Genomic DNA, 15,726 nt, shown 5'->3' with positions numbered 1-15,726 from the left:
CCGCTCCGCAGCCCTTTCACGACACAAGGCCGCTCCCACACGGTGGGTACACGGACCCCGATCCTGGTCTGAGTAACCCGCCGCCTCCCGCTCCAACCATCTCGCCAGCTGCTTGCGCCCGACCTTCTCGACCCGCGCCTGTTGCAACCTCAGCAGCATGTATTCGCGCTTCGCCGGATCCGCCCCCGCCAGCGACAACGCCAGATCCCGGTCCATCCAGCGACGCATGCGCACATACAGCCACCCGTGGAAATACAGCCCCGCAACGGTGGTGACCACGACGATGAAGTAATCCATGGCTATCCTTGGTCTCAATTGAAGCACCATGGCACAGCTGTACTGGCTGTACCTCGGCTGAATGAAAACAATTTTATTACGTTTGTACCGTGACAGCCGTCAACGTGCAGCGTCTAATGAGCACCTGACTTATGGAGACTTTACCCATGCGTAAATCCGCTTTGCTGGTGGCGACCTTTACCACCATGTCGCTGCTGCTGGGGGGCTGTGCCTCGAGCCTGACCGGTGATAGCTACTCCCGTGACGAGGCGCGCCGTGTGCAAACTGTGCGCATGGGCACCATCGAATCCCTGCGCCCGGTCAAGATCGAGGGTACCAAGACCCCGATCGGCGGTGGCGCTGGCGCCATCGTGGGTGGCGTTGCCGGTAGCGCCGTAGGCGGTGGCCGTGGCAGCATCGTGGCTGCCGTGATCGGTGCCGTTGCCGGCGGCCTGGCCGGCTCCGCCGCCGAAGAGGGCCTGACCCGTACCCAAGGCGTCGAGATCACCGTGCGGGAAGACGATGGCAGCATGCGTGCCTACGTTCAGGCTGTGCAGGAGAATGAAATCTTCCGTGTCGGCGACCGCGTGCGCATCATGACTGTTGACGGTACCAGCCGCGTTTCGCACTAACCGTCGCGCAGTAAAACAAAACCCCGACATGGCGCCTGCCAGTCGGGGTTTTTTTCATTTCAGCCAGGGCGATACAAGATCAAAGGCCGAGCATATCCCGCGCCACGGCCTCGGCAATGCGAATGCCATCGACACCCGCCGACAGGATCCCACCCGCATACCCAGCCCCTTCACCTGCCGGGAACAGCCCCTTGAGGTTCAGGCTCTGGTAATCCTCACCCCGGGTAATCCGCAGCGGCGACGAGGTCCGTGTCTCGATCCCGGTCAACACCGCATCATGCAGGTTGTAGCCCTTGATTTGCCGGTCGAACGCCGGCAGCGCCTCACGGATCGCCTCGATGGCGAAGTCCGGCAGGCTAGGTGCCAGGTCGCCCAGGGTAACGCCCGGCTTGTAGGACGGCTCGACACTGCCCAGCGCGGTCGATGGCCGGCCAGCTACAAAGTCGCCAACCAACTGCGCGGGCGCCTGGTAGTTGCTGCCCCCCATCACATAGGCGTGGGCTTCCAGGCGCTCTTGCAGTTCGATACCGGCCAGCGGGCCACCCGGGTAGTCACGCTCGGGGTCGATGCCGACGACAATGCCAGAGTTGGCATTACGCTCGTTACGCGAGTACTGGCTCATGCCGTTGGTCACCACTCGGCCCGGCTCGCTGGTAGCTGCGACCACGGTGCCGCCCGGGCACATGCAGAAGCTGTAGACCGAGCGGCCGTTCTTGGCGTGATACACCAGCTTGTAGTCGGCGGCGCCCAGTTTCGGGTGGCCGGCGTATTTGCCCAGGCGCGCTTTGTCGATCAGCGTTTGCGGGTGCTCGATACGGAAGCCCACCGAGAACGGCTTGGCTTCCATGTACACGCCTTTGGCATGCAGCATGCGGAAGGTGTCGCGGGCACTGTGGCCAAGGGCCAGGACCACATGGCGCGAGTGCAGCTGTTCGCCGCTCTCCAGCACCACGCCGGTCAGTTGGCCGTCTTCGACAAGCAGGTCGGTGACCTTCTCCTGGAAGCGGACTTCAGCACCCAGGGCGATCATGTCCTGGCGCATCTGCTCGACCATGCCGGTGAGGCGGAAAGTACCAATGTGCGGTTTGTTGATGTACAGGATTTCGTCCGGCGCACCGGCCTTGACGAACTCTTCCAGCACTTTGCGGCCGTGGTGCTGCGGGTCCTTGATCTGGCTGTACAGCTTGCCGTCGGAGAACGTGCCGGCGCCGCCTTCGCCGAACTGCACGTTGGACTCGGGGTTGAGCACGCTTTTGCGCCACAGGCCCCAGGTGTCCTTGGTGCGCTGGCGTACTTCCTTGCCACGTTCGAGGATGATCGGCTTGAAGCCCATCTGCGCCAGCAACAGGCCGGCGAAGATGCCGCACGGGCCGAAACCGACCACGATCGGCCGCTCCTGCAGGTTGGCGGGGGCGTGGCCGACGAACTTGTAGGTTACGTCTGGTGCCACGCCGATGTTGCGATCGTCGGCGAACTTGCCGAGTAGCTCAGCTTCGTTGCTGGCTTCCAGGTCGATGGTGTAGATGAACAGCAGTTCGCTGTTCTTCTTGCGCGCATCGTAGCTGCGCTTGAACAGGTTGAAGCTGAGCAGTTGCTCGTCGCGGATGCCCAGGCGCTGGACGATGGCTTCACGCAGGGCTTCGTCGGGATGGTCCAGGGGCAGCTTCAGTTCGGTGATTCGTAGCATGGCAGGGTCCAGTATCCCGGCCATGGGCGGCCGGCGGCTTTACACAAACCGCCAAGTATAAGCTGTTCGCCGCCCTGACTGGCAGGATAAAAGCGCCCGGCGATCAGTTGTCGCGTGCGCCGCCGTAGTAACCGCAGCCTTGCAGGGTCTTGCCGTCAATGCGCAGCTCCGCGCGAAGGTGCTGGACGGCACCGGTGGCGCTGTCGACACAGCGCTGCGGCGAGACCCACAGTTCCACGTGCTGGTTGTTGGCTTCACTGGTCAGGGTCAACCCGCCGCCGGGTACCTCTTCTTCCAGGAACGGCAGGGGTAGAGGTTCCTGGCCGACGCGGTTGAGCACCATGCCTTTGCCGCTGGCCTTGATGTCCCATTCGGGCTCATGGCCACTGGCGCGCAGGGTCAGCTGCTTGAAGTTGGGGTCTTCACAGGCCCGGGTGGTGGGCTCCAGCCGATACAGGCGGCGCACTTCCAGCTGGCCGTCGTTGTTGGCCTGCTTGCTGCCGGTGAGGCGGCCACGGACGTCGGCGAACAACTTGGCGTTGGCGTCCTTGGCCAGGTTGGCGGCTTCTTGCAGGATACCGGTGGCGCCGACGTCGTTGATCACGAAGGTGCGGTTCTCGCTGCACGGTTTGAACAGCAACTGGCCACCGGCGGCGCGCAGCTCGCCCTGCATGCGCGTGGTGCCGATGTTCGGGTCGCTGGGGGCGTCAGCCATCAACTGGCAGCCGGCGAACAGGGGCAGCAGGGCGGTGAGCAGCAGGGTGGGGGTGAGGCGCATGATGGGGTGGGCTCCGGAATCTTTGCCGTGAAAGCTGGCCACGTTACGCAGGCTGGCGGTGGATCTCAAGTTAATGGTTGCTTGTGCTGGCCTCTTCGCGGGCTTGCCCGCTCCCACAGGTACTGCACAGTTCCTAACGGTTGTGGGTTTTCTGTGGGAGCGGGCAAGCCCGCGAAGAGGCCCGCACTGGCGATACATTTCTGGCAGGCGTAAAAAAGGGCCCGAAGGCCCTTTCCCGATCAACCCCCCAGGTACGCGTCGCGCACCTTCGGGTCGGTCAACAGTGCTTCACCTGTTCCCTGCATCACCACCCGGCCGTTCTCCAGCACATAGGCGCGGTCGGCGATCTTCAGCGCCTGGTTGGCGTTCTGTTCCACCAGGAACACCGTCACGCCATCACGGCGCAGCTGTTCGATGATGTCGAAGATCTGCTGGATGATGATCGGCGCCAGGCCCAGCGAGGGCTCGTCGAGCAGCAGCAGCTTGGGCTTGCTCATCAGCGCCCGGCCAATGGCGAGCATCTGTTGCTCGCCACCGGACATGGTGCCGCCACGCTGGATGTAGCGCTCCTTCAGGCGCGGGAACAACTGCAACACCTTGTCCAGCTGCTCCTGGTAGTCGCCCTTGTCGGTGAAGAAACCGCCCATCGCCAGGTTTTCCTCGACGGTCAGGCGGGCGAACACGCGGCGGCCTTCCGGCACCACGGCAATGCTCTTGCGCATGATGTGCGAGGACGGCTGGCCGACCAGTTCTTCACCCAGGTACTTGATGCTGCCACTGTGCGCCTGCGGCGAGCCGCACAGGGTCATCAGCAAGGTCGACTTGCCGGCGCCGTTGGCGCCGATCAGGGTGACGATCTCGCCCTGGTTGATCTCCACGTTGACGCTGTGCAGCGCCTGGATCTTGCCGTAGAAGGTGGAAACGTTCTCGAACTTCAGCATTTACGCTTCCCCCAGGTAGGCTTTGATCACGTCAGGGTTGTCGCGGATCTCTTCCGGCGTGCCGTGGGCCAGGGGGGTGCCCTGGTTGATCACCACGATGTGGTCGGAGATGCTCATCACCAGCTTCATGTCGTGCTCGATCAGCAGCACGGTGACGTTGTGCGACTCACGCAGGTAGGCGATCAGCGCCTTGAGGTCTTCGGTCTCCTTCGGGTTCAGGCCCGCAGCCGGTTCGTCGAGCATGATGATGCGCGGCTGGGTCATCATGCAGCGGGCGATTTCCAGGCGGCGCTGCTGGCCGTAGGCGAGGGTGCCGGCGGTACGGTTGGCGAACTCGGTCAGGTTGACCTTCTCCAGCCAATACTGCGCGCGTTCCATGGCCTCCTTCTCGCTGCGGCGGAAGCTCGGGGTCTTGAACAGGCCGGCGAAGAAGTTGGTGTTCAGGTGGCGGTGCTGGGCGATCAGCAGGTTTTCCAGCGCGGTCATTTCCTTGAACAGGCGCACGTTCTGGAAGGTGCGCACCACGCCCTTGCGGGCGATCTGGTGGCCGGCCAGGCCCTGGATCGGCTGGCCATCAAGCAGGATGGTACCGCCGCTGGGCTTGTAGAAGCCGGTCAGGCAGTTGAACACGGTGGTCTTGCCGGCGCCGTTCGGGCCGATCAGTGCAACCACTTGTTTTTCCTTGACGGTCAGGGCCACGCCGTTGACCGCCAACAAGCCGCCGAAGCGCATGCTCAGGCCGCTGACTTGCAAAATTTCGCGGCTCATCGGTGCAGCTCCATGTGTGGACGTTGCATAGGCAGCAGGCCCTGCGGACGCCAGATCATCATCAATACCATCAGCGCACCGAACATCAGCATCCGGTATTCGCTGAACTCACGCATCAGCTCGGGCAGCAGGATCATCACGATGGCCGCCAGGATCACGCCCAGTTGTGAGCCCATGCCGCCAAGCACGACGATGGCGAGGATGATCGCCGACTCGATGAAGGTGAACGACTCCGGCGTCACCAGGCCTTGCCGCGCAGCAAAGAAGCTGCCGGCGAAACCGGCGAAGCAGGCACCCAGGGTGAAGGCCGACAGCTTGATCACGGTCGGGTTGAGGCCCAGTGCGCGGCAGGCGATCTCGTCTTCACGCAGGGCTTCCCAGGCACGGCCGATCGGCATGCGCAGCAGGCGGTTGATGACGAACAGGGCCAGCAGGGCCAGCAACAGTGCCACCAAGTAGAGGAAGATGACCTTGTTGATCGAGTTGTATTCCAGCCCGAAGAACTCGTGGAAGGTCTGCATGCCCTCGGCGGCGCGGCGTTCGAAGGTGAGGCCGAAGAACTCTGGCTTGGGGATGTTGCTGATGCCGTTGGGGCCGCCGGTCCAGTCGGTGAGGTTACGCAGGAACAGGCGGATGATCTCGCCGAAGCCGAGTGTCACGATCGCCAGGTAGTCACCGCGCAGGCGCAGCACCGGGAAGCCAAGCAGGAAGCCGAAGGTGGCGGCCATCAGGCCGGCGATCGGCAGGCACACCCAGAAGCTCCAGCCCAGGTAGTGCGAGAGCATGGCGTAGCTGTAGGCGCCGACGGCGTAGAAGCCCACGTAACCCAGGTCGAGCAGGCCCGCCAGGCCGACCACGATGTTCAGGCCCAGGCCCAGCAGCACGTAGATCAGGATCAGCGTGGCAATGTCCACCGCACCGCGCGAGCCGAAAAACGGCCATACCAGTGCCGCCACGATCAAGCCGATGATCACATAGCGCTGGGTCTTGGGCAGGGTCAGGTAGTTGCTTACGGCCGGCGGGATCAATTTGCGATCCGAACGGCTGCCCATCACCGCACTCCACTGCTTGTCGAACAGCACGCGCAGGAACATCAGTACCGAACACACGGCAATGATGCTGATGGTGAACGAGCCCTGGCTGTGCACGATCAGGCTGATGCCGTCGATGCTCAGTTTCAGGCCCAGCACCGGGAAGGCCACGGCCCATACCAGCAAGGCGCTGAAGAACGCCTGTTTGAGATTTCTGTTCATACTTTTTCAACCTCCGGGCGGCCCAGGATGCCGGTCGGCCGGAATAGCAGGACAAGAACCAACAAGCCGAATGCCACCACGTCCTTGTACTGGTCGCCGAAGATATCGGCGCCGAACGCTTCGGCCACGCCCAGCACCAGCCCGCCGAGCATGGCGCCCGGGATGCTGCCGATGCCACCCAGCACCGCCGCGGTAAAGGCCTTCAGGCCCACCAGGAAACCGGCGTTGGGGTTGATCACCCCGTACTGCATGCTCAGCAGCACGGCCGCCACGGCTGCCAGTGCAGCGCCGATGACGAAGGTGAGGGCGATGATATTGTTGGTGTTGATGCCCAGCAGGTTGGCCATCTTGATGTCCTCGGCGCAGGCGCGGCAGGCGCGGCCCAGGCGGGAACGGGAGATGAACAGGGTAAGCAGGGTCATGGCCACCAGGGTGACCACGAACACCAGGACCTGCATGTAGCTGATCAGTACTTCTTCAGCACCACCTGGCCCGAAGGAGAAGCTCCCGGGGATCAGGTTGGGGATGGATTTATCCTTGGAGTCTTGCGACAGCAGCACGGTGTTCTGCAGGAAAATCGACATGCCGATGGCAGAAATCAGCGGGATCAGACGGTTGCTGTTGCGCAGGGGGCGGTAGGCAACCCGTTCGATGCTGTAGCCGTAGGCACTGGTGACGAAGATCGTCGCGACGAAGGCAACGGTCATCAGGATCGGCAGCGAATGAATACCCATCATGGCCAGGCCCGCCAGGGCGATGAAGGCCACGTAGGAACCGATCATGTACACCTCGCCATGGGCGAAGTTGATCATGCCAATGATGCCGTACACCATCGTGTAACCGATGGCGATCAAGGCATAGGTGCTGCCGATGGTCAATCCATTAACCAGTTGTTGGAAGAAATGGTAGATCTCAGGCATTACAGCGCTCCTAAAAACCTGATTTGCATTTCGCTGGCGGGGGTGTGCCAGGAAACCGCGGGTGACGGTTTTAAGATTTTCAGGTGGGCCCGCCCCCGGATCGCGGTGATCGGGCCCATGAACCTCGTAAAACAAAGCCCACTGCTCGCACAGTGGGCTTCTACGGTCAGCTATTAGTCACGCAGTTACTGAGGGGAAACTTCGGTCTTCGGCTTGCCGAAGTGCCATTCGTAGACCACGAACTTGAAGTCTTTCAGGTCGCCCTTCTCGTCGTACGACAGGGTGCCGGTCGGGGTCTTGAAGGAGCCGGCGTGGATGGCGGCTGCCACCTTGGCGGTGTCTTCGGACTTGGCGGCCTTGATGCCCTGGGCGATCAGCTCGACAGCCGAGTAGGCAGGGAACACGAACGGACCGCTTGGGTCCTTTTTGTCAGCCTTGATGGCGTCGACGATCTTCTTGTTCTCCGGGTCGGCATCGAACGACTTCGGCAGGGTGACCAGCAGGCCTTCGGAGGCGTCCTGGGCGATCTGCGAGATGGAGTCGTTACCCACGCCTTCCGGGCCCATGAACTTGGCGTTCAGGCCTTTTTCCTTCGACTGACGCAGGATCAGGCCCAGCTCCGGGTGGTAGCCGCCGTAGTAGACGAAATCGACGTTGTTCTGCTTGAGTTTCTGGATGATCGAGGAGAAGTCCTTGTCACCCGCGTTCAGGCCTTCGAATACAGCAACCTTGGTGCCTTTGCCTTCCAGGGTCTGTTTGACGGCGGTGGCGATACCTTCACCGTATTGCTGCTTGTCGTGCAGTACGGCAACCACTTTCGGTTTCACGTGGTCGGCGATGTAGTTGCCGGCAGCCGGGCCTTGGGCGCTGTCCAGGCCGATGGTGCGGAAGATCAGTTTGTAGCCACGGGCGGTGATTTCCGGCGAGGTGGCGGCCGGGGTGATCATGATCACGCCTTCGTCTTCGTAGATGTCGGACGCCGGCTGGGTGGAGCTGGAGCACAGGTGGCCGATGACGAACTTGACGCCGTCGTTGACCACTTTGTTGGCGACTGCCACGGCCTGTTTAGGGTCGCAGGCGTCGTCGTATTCCTTGGCTTCGAGCATCTTGCCATCGACGCCGCCCGCGGCGTTGATATCCTTGATGGCTTGCTTGGCGCCGATGAACTGCATGTCGCCGTACTGGGTCACAGGGCCGGTTTTAGGGCCTGCGATCCCGATCTTGATGGTATCGGCGGCAAACGAATGGCTGGCTACCCCGGCCAGTACCATTGCGGCGAACAGCTTGGAAATCTTGATCATAGTGCTCCACTCATTCTGTTGTAATTCTTATAGTCCTGGCGGCCAGGGCTACAGACCGGGCGGGATTTGCGGCGTGGCCATGCCAACGCGCAAGCCCACCTTCCCCCGGAACATGTCCCGGAACTGTACCGGTACAGTGTAGAGCGCTGTTCGAGCGCTTGAAAAGCCGTCGAAAAGTGCCTGTTTCCTGGGTTGTCGCATGGTCGACATAAAAATACAGAAAAGCGCCATCAAATTGCCTGTATTCTCGGCCCAACCCCACCTGTTCGGGGCCGATCGACCAAATTACATATTTGAAACCGGGTTTTTCTGCAAAAATAGCGGCCTTTTTATTGGCCGAATTTTGCGGGTAGCAACCCATGACTGATCAAACAAGCACCCTCTATGCCAAATTGCTTGGCGAGACGGCAATCATCGAATGGAAAGCCCTGGAGCGCTTTTGGGCCAAGGGTGACCTGATTTGGGTCGACCCCAGCCTGGACCTGATCACCGTTGCCGAGGCGATGGCCGAGAATCGCAGCGAGATCTTCGCCAAGTGGCGTAGTGATGGCACTGTTGGGCCGGTGTCGGCAGAGCAGGCCCTGGACCTGCAAAGCCGCGATCCAGAGATCTGGGCGGTGGTGGTTTCGCCGTTCATCGTGATTCAAACGAAGGGCCCGGCTGAGGTGTGATCTTTTTTGGTGCGCGAAAATGCGCAGCAGCCCCGTTTTGGTGCTTGAGGGCGTTCAAGGCGGGTAGAGGTAAGTAACAATTCGGCGTGGCGGTAACAGTTTACGGGATGCGTAATGGGGGCTGCCTTGCAGCCCTTCGCGGGCACGCCCGCTCCCACAGGTTGGATGTTGTTCTTCAGACCAGCACCGGCACTGTGGGAGCGGGCGTGCCCGCGAAGGCCGCAAAGCGGCCCGGATCGATATCGAATCTGTCTGGAGTCATTGATGAGCACTGCACTACCTTCGCTTGGATTCGCCGGCATCGGCCTGATGGGCCTGCCGATGTGCCGGCGCCTGTTGGCCGCGGGCTACCCGCTGACCGTGTGGAACCGCAGCCCGGACAAGTGCGCCGCACTGGTTGCCGCCGGCGCACGGCTGGCCGGCAGCCCTGCCGAACTGTGCCGCGACAGCGACATGGTGCTGTTGTGCCTGGCCGACACCGCGGTGGTGCGAGAGGTGGTGTTCGGCGAACAAGGCATTGCCGAAGGTGGCCGCAGCGGGCAGTTGCTGATCGATTTCTCCAGCCTGGAACCCACCGCCACCCGTGAGATGGCCGCCGAGCTCGCGGTGCTGTGTGGCATGGCGTGGCTGGATGCCCCGGTCTCCGGCGGCACACCCGGTGCCGAAGCCGGTACGCTGGCGATCATGGTTGGCGGTGAACCTGGCGATTTGCAGCGCGCCCGCCCAGTGCTGCAGGTATTGGGGCAGCGCGTGACGCACATGGGGGCGGTGGGCGCGGGGCAGGTGACCAAAGCCTGCAACCAGATGATCGTGGCGTGCAATGCCTTGGTGATCGCCGAAGTGGTTGCGCTGGCCGAGCAGTCCGGGGTGGACGCGACGTTGATCGCCGAAGCGCTGGCGGGTGGTTTTGCCGATTCCAAGCCGTTGCAGATCCTTGCGCCGCAAATGGCCGAAAGCCGCTTCGAGCCGATCAAGTGGCACGTGCGTACGCTGCTCAAGGACCTTGATGGCGCGGTCAAGTTCTCCCGTGAGCAGGGGGCGGCAACGCCGCTCAGTGGCCTCGCCGCGCAGCTGATGCGCCTGCACGGTAGCCAGGGTTACCTGCAAAAAGATCCGGCGACCCTTGTAGAACTTTACCGCCGCAAGGGTTGAGCACCTTGCTCTCACGCTGCACTCGCTCCAGCAGAAGCCGCACGTCGGCCAGCGGTACCGGGCGGCTCAGCAGGTAGCCCTGCAGGTAGTCGCAGCCATGGGTTTCAAGGAATGCCTGCTGTTCGACGGTTTCCACGCCTTCGCTGACGACCTGCAGGTGCAGGGTATGCGCCATGACGATGATCGCCTGGACGATCTCCCGGTCCTTCTGGCTGCCCGGCACATCTTGCAGGAAGGTGCGGTCGATCTTCAGCACATCCAGCGGCAGGCGCTTGAGGTAGGCCAGTGACGAGTAGCCAGTGCCGAAGTCATCGATCGACAGGGCCACGCCCAGGGCGCGAATGCGTTTTAGCAGGTTGACCGTGCGCTGGATGTCACCCATCAAGGCGTTCTCGGTCACTTCCAGTTCCAACTGGCGGGCTGCAAGGCCGGCGAGGAACAGCGCTTTTTCCACCTCAACGGGCAGCTCGTCATGGCTGAGGGTTACTGCCGAGCAGTTGACCGTGACCTTGACGTCACCGTAGCCGTGGCGCTGCAGCTGGGCCAGGTCGGCGCAGGCGTGGCGCATTACCCACAAGTCGAGGTCGACGATCAGGCCGTTGGCTTCGGCTATGGCTATGAACCGGTCGGGCCCCAGCAGGCCATGTTGCGGGTGATGCCAGCGCACCAGCGCTTCCAGCTTGGCCACTTGCCCACTGCGCATATCGAAGATGGGTTGGTAGTGCACGCACAGGCCACGCTCTTCGAGCAGGGCCAGGCGCAGCTCTTCCTCCAGTTGCAAGGCGAGGGAGGCCTGGGTTTTCAGGTTGTCGTTGAAAAAGTGCAGGCTGTTGCGCCCGCTGTCCTTCGACTGGTACAGGGCCAGGTCGGCATGCTTGAGCAGTTCTTCGGCGCTGCTGCCGTCGTCGGGGAAGATGCTGATGCCAATGCTGGTGCTCATGACCATCCGCCGGCCACCCAGGTCGATGGGCTCTTTCATCCGCTGCATGATGCGTTGCGCCAGGTGGCGGGCTTCGTCGCAGCTGTTCAGGCTGGTGACCACGCAGAACTCGTCGCCGCCCAGCCGCGCCACCAGGTCGTGGGTACGGGTGGCTGTCTTGATGTGGCTGGCAATCACTTTGAGCAACTCGTCGCCTGCAGCATGACCAAGGCTGTCGTTGATGCGCTTGAAATGGTCGATGTCGAGGAACATAACCGCCAGACGGCTTTGTGTGGCCTTGTGTTCGGCGAGTCGCTCGGCGAACACCTGGTTGAAGCCGCGGCGGTTGACCAGGTTGGTCAGGGCATCGTAGTGCGCAGCCTGCTGCAGCGAGGCACGGGCCTGGTCCAGCTGACCGAGCAGCACACTGACCCGGCGCAGGTCGTGCTCCTTGCTTTGCAGCTTTTTGTCGGCCAGTGCAGCACTGATGCTGGCGCCACTGATCAACAGGGTGATGAAGCCGATACCCAGCGCCAGTTGCAGGCTGTTGTAGCCCGAGGGCAGGCGCAGGGCAGTATCGGCCGGGATGACCAGCGTCATGGCCGACATCGCGGTGAAGTGGGTGGCGACGATTCCGCCGGCCATCAGCAAGCTTGCGCCGTATTTCATCAACTGGTGGCGCGTGCCACTGCCGTTGCGGAAGTAGCGGGCCAGGCACAGTGCGGCCAGGCTGGTGAGCAGGGCAATGGCGATGCAGGCCAGCAGCAGGCCGGTCTGGTAGTACTGACGGGCGCCGGTTTCCATCGCGGCCATGCCGACGAAGTGCATGAGGACGATGCCCAGGCCGATCAGTAGTGCGCTTGGCAGCAGGTGATGCGCGCGCATGTGGCTGCGGTCGAGGCTTTGCATTGCCAGCCAGGCAACGGCCAGGGCAATGAGCAGGGAAAGTACGGTCAGGGATACGTCGTAGTGCACCTCTACAGGGGCCTGGAAGGCCAGCATGCTGATGAAGTGCATGGCCCAGATGCCACCGGCCAGGCAACAGGCGCCAAGCATTTTCCATTGTCGGTGGGCAGTGGGGTCTTCACTGTGGGACTGGCGCTCGACCATGTCGAGGGTGGCGAAGCAAGCCGCGCAGGCGACGAAGTAGGCGAGCAGAACCAGCAGCGGTTCATGTCGGCAATCGATAACGATGCGCCCGGTTGCCGGCAAGTCGGCGAACAGTTGCAGCCCCAGCCACTCCATGGAATGCCTCTTGATCGAGTTTTCACTCGTCTGCGCTACGACCCTGTGCAGACTGTCCAGAGGCAGTATAGGAAGGAGTATTTAAGCCTTCCTGAATAATGGCATATTGATTTCTACGATTTGGTTATCAAGCTAATCGCAGCCAGGAATATAGCGTTGGGCCTGTATGCTATCCCTGTGGGAGCGGGCGGGCCCGCGAAGAATCCAACGCGGTGGTTGGCACCGGCTGCGCCGGTGTTCGCGGGCATGCCCGCTCCCACAAGGGCAGCGGTGCCTGATTTGCCTTAGCCAGCTACCAGCACGCGAATGGCCTCCAGGCGCAGGGCGGCTTTCTCCAGCATCGCCAGGCCCTCTTCACGCTGCTTGCGCAGGGCGTCGATCTCGCTGTCGCGCACGCTCGGGTTGACCGCTTGCAATGCCACCAGGCGGGCCAGTTCTTCGTCGGCCTCGGCCGCCAGGCGGCGCTGGGCTTCGGCTACGCGCTCGACGTGCGTCGGCATGATTTTCTCTTCGCCGCCACTGATGCGCTTGGCCAGCACGTCACGCTGGGCCTGGACAAACTTGTTGGCACTGGCGCGCGGCACGCTTTCAAGCTGTTCGTTGAGGGTTTCGAAAGCCACGCGTGCGGCCAGATCGTTGCCGTTGGCGTCAAGCAGGCAGCGCAATACTGCCGGTGGCAGGTAGCGGCCCAGTTGCAGGCTGCGCGGTGCCACCACTTCGCTGACGAACAGCAGTTCGAGCAGGACAGTGCCTGGCTTGAGCGCCTTGTTCTTGATCAGCGCCACGGCGGTGTTGCCCATGGAGCCGGACAGCACCAGGTCCATGCCGCCCTGAACCATCGGGTGCTCCCAGGTCAGGAACTGCATGTCTTCGCGCGACAGTGCCTGGCCACGGTCGTAGGTGATGGTCACGCCTTCGTCGTCACCCAGCGGGAAGCTGGCGTCGAGCATCTTCTCGCTAGGCTTGAGGATCAGGGCGTTCTCGGAGTGGTCTTCGCTGTCGATGCCGAAGGCGTCGAACAGGGTTTCCATGTAGATCGGCAGGGCGAACTGGTCGTCCTGTTCGAGAATGGCCTCGACCAGTGCCTCGCCTTCGCCGGCACCACCAGAGTTCAGCTCCAGCAGGCGGTCGCGACCGGTGTGCAGTTCGGCTTCCAGGCGCTCGCGCTCGCCACGGGCCTCGGCCACCAGGGCATCCCAGGCTTTGCTTTCGCCACCTTCAAGCAGCGGCAGCAGGCGCGGGCCGAACTGGTGCTGCAGGGCGTTGCCCGTGGGGCAGGTGTTGAGGAAGGCGTTAAGGCCCTCGTGGTACCACTGGAACAGGCGCTCTTGCGGGCTGTCTTGCAGGTACGGGACGTGCAGCTGGATGGTGTGCTTCTGGCCGATACGGTCGAGGCGGCCGATACGCTGTTCCAGCAGGTCCGGGTGGGCCGGCAGGTCGAACATCACCAGGTGGTGCGAAAACTGGAAGTTGCGGCCTTCACTGCCGATCTCGGAGCAGATCAGCACCTGAGCGCCGAATTCTTCATCGGCGAAGTAGGCGGCGGCGCGGTCACGCTCAAGAATGCTCATGCCTTCATGGAACACCGAGGCCGGAATGCCGGAGCGCACGCGCAGGGCGTCTTCCAGGTCCATGGCGGTTTCGGCGTGGGCGCAGATCACCAGCACCTTGGTGCGTTTGAGCATCTTCAGGGTGTCGATCAGCCAGTCGACGCGTGGGTCGAAGCGCCACCAGCGTTCGTCATCGGCAACATCACCCTGGGCCTGGAAGGCCACTTCCGGGTACAGCTCGGCCTTTTCACCGGGCGGCAGTTCGCGGTATTGCTCGGGCATGGCCACCGGGTAGGGGTGCAACTGGCGCTCAGGGAAGCCCTGAACCGCCGCCCGGGTGTTACGGAACAGCACGCGGCCGGTGCCGTGGCGGTCGAGCAGTTCGCGAATCAAACGTGCGCTGGCCTGGGTGTCACCGTCGCTGACCGCAGCCAGCAAGGCTTCGCCTTCGGCACCCAGGAAACCCTGGATGGTGGCATGGGCCTTGGGCGAAAGGCGGCCTTCGTCGAGCAGTTCCTGCACGGCTTCGGCCACTGGGCGGTAGTGCTCGCTCTCGGCGCGGAAGGCCGCCAGGTCGTGGAAACGGTTGGGGTCGAGCAGGCGCAGGCGGGCGAAGTGGCTGTCCTGCCCGAGTTGTTCGGGGGTGGCAGTGAGCAGCAGCACGCCCGGGATTACCTGGGCCAGTTGCTCGACCAGGCTGTATTCGGCACTGACCTGGTCTTCGTGCCAGACCAGGTGGTGGGCTTCGTCGACCACCATCAGGTCCCAGCCTGCGGCAAACAGCGCGTCCTGGGCCTTTTCGTCGTCAACCAGCCATTCCAGGGCAACCAGTGCCAGCTGGGCGTCTTCGAACGGGTTGCTGGCATCACTCTCGATGAAACGCTCGGCGTCGAACAAGGCGACCTGCAGGTTGAAGCGACGGCGCATTTCTACCAGCCACTGGTGCTGGAGGTTTTCCGGGACCAGGATCAGCACGCGGCTGGCGCGGCCCGACAGCAGCTGGCGGTGAATCACCAGGCCGGCCTCGATGGTTTTACCCAGGCCCACTTCGTCGGCCAGCAGTACCCGAGGCGCGCTACGGTCAGCAACTTCGCGGGCGATGTGCAACTGGTGGGCGATCGGTTGCGCACGGCAGCCGCCCAGGCCCCACAATGCCGACTGCATCTGCTTGCTGGTGTGCTGCAGGGTGTTGTAGCGCAGGCTGAACCAGGACAGCGGGTCGATCTGCCCGGCGAACAGGCGGTCGCTGGCCAGGCGGAACTGAATGAAGTTCGACAGCTGGGTTTCGGGCAGGGTACGTGGCTGGTTCTGCCCGTCCAGGCCGTGATAGACCATCAGCCCGTCGATGTCGTCGACCTCGCGCACGGTCAGTTTCCAGCCCTCGAAGTGAGTGATCTGGTCACCTGGCGAGAAGCGCACGCGGGTCAGCGGCGCATTGCGCAGGGAATACTGGCGGGTGTCGCCAGTGGCCGGGTAGAGCACGGTCAACAGGCGGCCATCCTGCGCCAGGATGGTACCCAGGCCGAGCTCTGCTTCGCTGTCGCTGATCCAGCGTTGCCCCGGTTGATACTGCTGCGCCATACTGCCTGAACTCCCGCGATGAAAAAGCCGATTATGTTAACGGATCGGCCGG

Annotated in this window: 12 protein-coding genes and 1 pseudogene; 3 read left to right on the top strand and 10 right to left on the bottom strand. The window is 62.7% G+C overall.

Annotation, left to right across the window (positions count from 1 at the left end; genetic code table 11):
* Window positions 1–72: 72 nt before the first annotated feature.
* A pseudogene (locus ACFY9W_RS23545) lies at window positions 73–297 on the bottom strand (hypothetical protein); the annotation flags it as partial.
* Between the two features lie 146 nt (window positions 298–443).
* Here ACFY9W_RS23545 and ACFY9W_RS23540 point away from each other — a divergent pair.
* Window positions 444–908, top strand: coding sequence for a glycine zipper 2TM domain-containing protein (locus tag ACFY9W_RS23540; RefSeq protein WP_009684613.1), 465 nt, complete (start codon window positions 444–446; stop codon window positions 906–908).
* Window positions 909–987: 79 nt separating this feature from the next.
* Here the strand turns inward: ACFY9W_RS23540 and ACFY9W_RS23535 are convergent, their stop codons facing one another.
* From ACFY9W_RS23535 to ACFY9W_RS23505, 7 genes are all read right to left on the bottom strand, one after another.
* Entirely contained in the window at window positions 988–2,595 is a 1,608-nt protein-coding gene (locus tag ACFY9W_RS23535; protein WP_391135438.1) for an FAD-dependent protein, read from the bottom strand.
* A 103-nt stretch (window positions 2,596–2,698) separates the two neighbouring features.
* Window positions 2,699–3,373, bottom strand: a complete 675-nt coding sequence (locus ACFY9W_RS23530) for a COG3650 family protein (protein WP_391135435.1) — start codon at window positions 3,371–3,373, stop codon at window positions 2,699–2,701.
* Window positions 3,374–3,612: 239 nt separating this feature from the next.
* On the bottom strand, window positions 3,613–4,314 hold the full coding sequence (locus ACFY9W_RS23525; protein ID WP_003254879.1) for an ABC transporter ATP-binding protein: 702 nt from the start codon (window positions 4,312–4,314) through the stop codon (window positions 3,613–3,615).
* Entirely contained in the window at window positions 4,315–5,082 is a 768-nt protein-coding gene (gene livG / locus ACFY9W_RS23520; RefSeq protein WP_003254878.1) for a high-affinity branched-chain amino acid ABC transporter ATP-binding protein LivG, read from the bottom strand.
* Window positions 5,079–6,335: a high-affinity branched-chain amino acid ABC transporter permease LivM gene (locus ACFY9W_RS23515; RefSeq protein ID WP_391135430.1), complete on the bottom strand. Its 1,257-nt coding sequence runs from the start codon at window positions 6,333–6,335 to the stop codon at window positions 5,079–5,081. The genes livG and ACFY9W_RS23515 overlap by 4 nt, the downstream gene beginning before the upstream one ends.
* Window positions 6,332–7,255, bottom strand: a complete 924-nt coding sequence (gene livH / locus ACFY9W_RS23510; RefSeq protein WP_003254876.1) for a high-affinity branched-chain amino acid ABC transporter permease LivH — start codon at window positions 7,253–7,255, stop codon at window positions 6,332–6,334. Before livH ends, ACFY9W_RS23515 begins: the two co-directional genes overlap by 4 nt.
* Before the next feature lie 185 nt (window positions 7,256–7,440).
* Complete coding sequence (locus tag ACFY9W_RS23505; protein ID WP_391135427.1) at window positions 7,441–8,556, bottom strand: high-affinity branched-chain amino acid ABC transporter substrate-binding protein; 1,116 nt, start codon at window positions 8,554–8,556, stop codon at window positions 7,441–7,443.
* A gap of 359 nt (window positions 8,557–8,915) precedes the next feature.
* On the opposite strand from ACFY9W_RS23505, the gene ACFY9W_RS23500 reads away from it, so the two are divergent.
* Together ACFY9W_RS23500 and ACFY9W_RS23495 are read left to right on the top strand one after the other, a co-directional pair.
* Window positions 8,916–9,227, top strand: coding sequence for a DUF2288 family protein (locus tag ACFY9W_RS23500; RefSeq protein ID WP_391135424.1), 312 nt, complete (start codon window positions 8,916–8,918; stop codon window positions 9,225–9,227).
* A 264-nt stretch (window positions 9,228–9,491) separates the two neighbouring features.
* On the top strand, window positions 9,492–10,379 hold the full coding sequence (locus tag ACFY9W_RS23495; RefSeq protein ID WP_391135420.1) for an NAD(P)-binding domain-containing protein: 888 nt from the start codon (window positions 9,492–9,494) through the stop codon (window positions 10,377–10,379).
* Here ACFY9W_RS23495 and ACFY9W_RS23490 read toward each other — a convergent pair.
* Both ACFY9W_RS23490 and rapA read right to left on the bottom strand, forming a co-directional pair.
* A complete protein-coding gene (locus ACFY9W_RS23490; protein ID WP_391135417.1) occupies window positions 10,279–12,543 on the bottom strand; it encodes an EAL domain-containing protein in 2,265 nt (754 codons plus the stop codon). The genes ACFY9W_RS23495 and ACFY9W_RS23490 overlap by 101 nt on opposite strands.
* A gap of 284 nt (window positions 12,544–12,827) precedes the next feature.
* A complete protein-coding gene (rapA, locus tag ACFY9W_RS23485; protein WP_391135414.1) occupies window positions 12,828–15,674 on the bottom strand; it encodes an RNA polymerase-associated protein RapA in 2,847 nt (948 codons plus the stop codon).
* Window positions 15,675–15,726 lie beyond the last annotated feature (52 nt).

The sequence above is a fragment of the Pseudomonas sp. NPDC008258 genome (assembly GCF_042956345.1).
Taxonomy (GTDB): domain Bacteria; phylum Pseudomonadota; class Gammaproteobacteria; order Pseudomonadales; family Pseudomonadaceae; genus Aquipseudomonas.
This window is presented reverse-complemented; position numbering and strand designations above follow the sequence as displayed.

What these genes read in the sequence shown, in the direction of transcription:
- ACFY9W_RS23540 (WP_009684613.1), top strand. Translation starts at nt 444, where the DNA reads ATGCGTAAATCCGCTTTGCTGGTGGCGACCTTTACCACCATGTCGCTG.
- ACFY9W_RS23535 (WP_391135438.1), bottom strand. Translation starts at nt 2,595, where the DNA reads ATGCTACGAATCACCGAACTGAAGCTGCCCCTGGACCATCCCGACGAA.
- ACFY9W_RS23530 (WP_391135435.1), bottom strand. Translation starts at nt 3,373, where the DNA reads ATGCGCCTCACCCCCACCCTGCTGCTCACCGCCCTGCTGCCCCTGTTC.
- ACFY9W_RS23525 (WP_003254879.1), bottom strand. Translation starts at nt 4,314, where the DNA reads ATGCTGAAGTTCGAGAACGTTTCCACCTTCTACGGCAAGATCCAGGCG.
- livG (WP_003254878.1), bottom strand. Translation starts at nt 5,082, where the DNA reads ATGAGCCGCGAAATTTTGCAAGTCAGCGGCCTGAGCATGCGCTTCGGC.
- ACFY9W_RS23515 (WP_391135430.1), bottom strand. Translation starts at nt 6,335, where the DNA reads ATGAACAGAAATCTCAAACAGGCGTTCTTCAGCGCCTTGCTGGTATGG.
- livH (WP_003254876.1), bottom strand. Translation starts at nt 7,255, where the DNA reads ATGCCTGAGATCTACCATTTCTTCCAACAACTGGTTAATGGATTGACC.
- ACFY9W_RS23505 (WP_391135427.1), bottom strand. Translation starts at nt 8,556, where the DNA reads ATGATCAAGATTTCCAAGCTGTTCGCCGCAATGGTACTGGCCGGGGTA.
- ACFY9W_RS23500 (WP_391135424.1), top strand. Translation starts at nt 8,916, where the DNA reads ATGACTGATCAAACAAGCACCCTCTATGCCAAATTGCTTGGCGAGACG.
- ACFY9W_RS23495 (WP_391135420.1), top strand. Translation starts at nt 9,492, where the DNA reads ATGAGCACTGCACTACCTTCGCTTGGATTCGCCGGCATCGGCCTGATG.
- ACFY9W_RS23490 (WP_391135417.1), bottom strand. Translation starts at nt 12,543, where the DNA reads ATGGAGTGGCTGGGGCTGCAACTGTTCGCCGACTTGCCGGCAACCGGG.
- rapA (WP_391135414.1), bottom strand. Translation starts at nt 15,674, where the DNA reads ATGGCGCAGCAGTATCAACCGGGGCAACGCTGGATCAGCGACAGCGAA.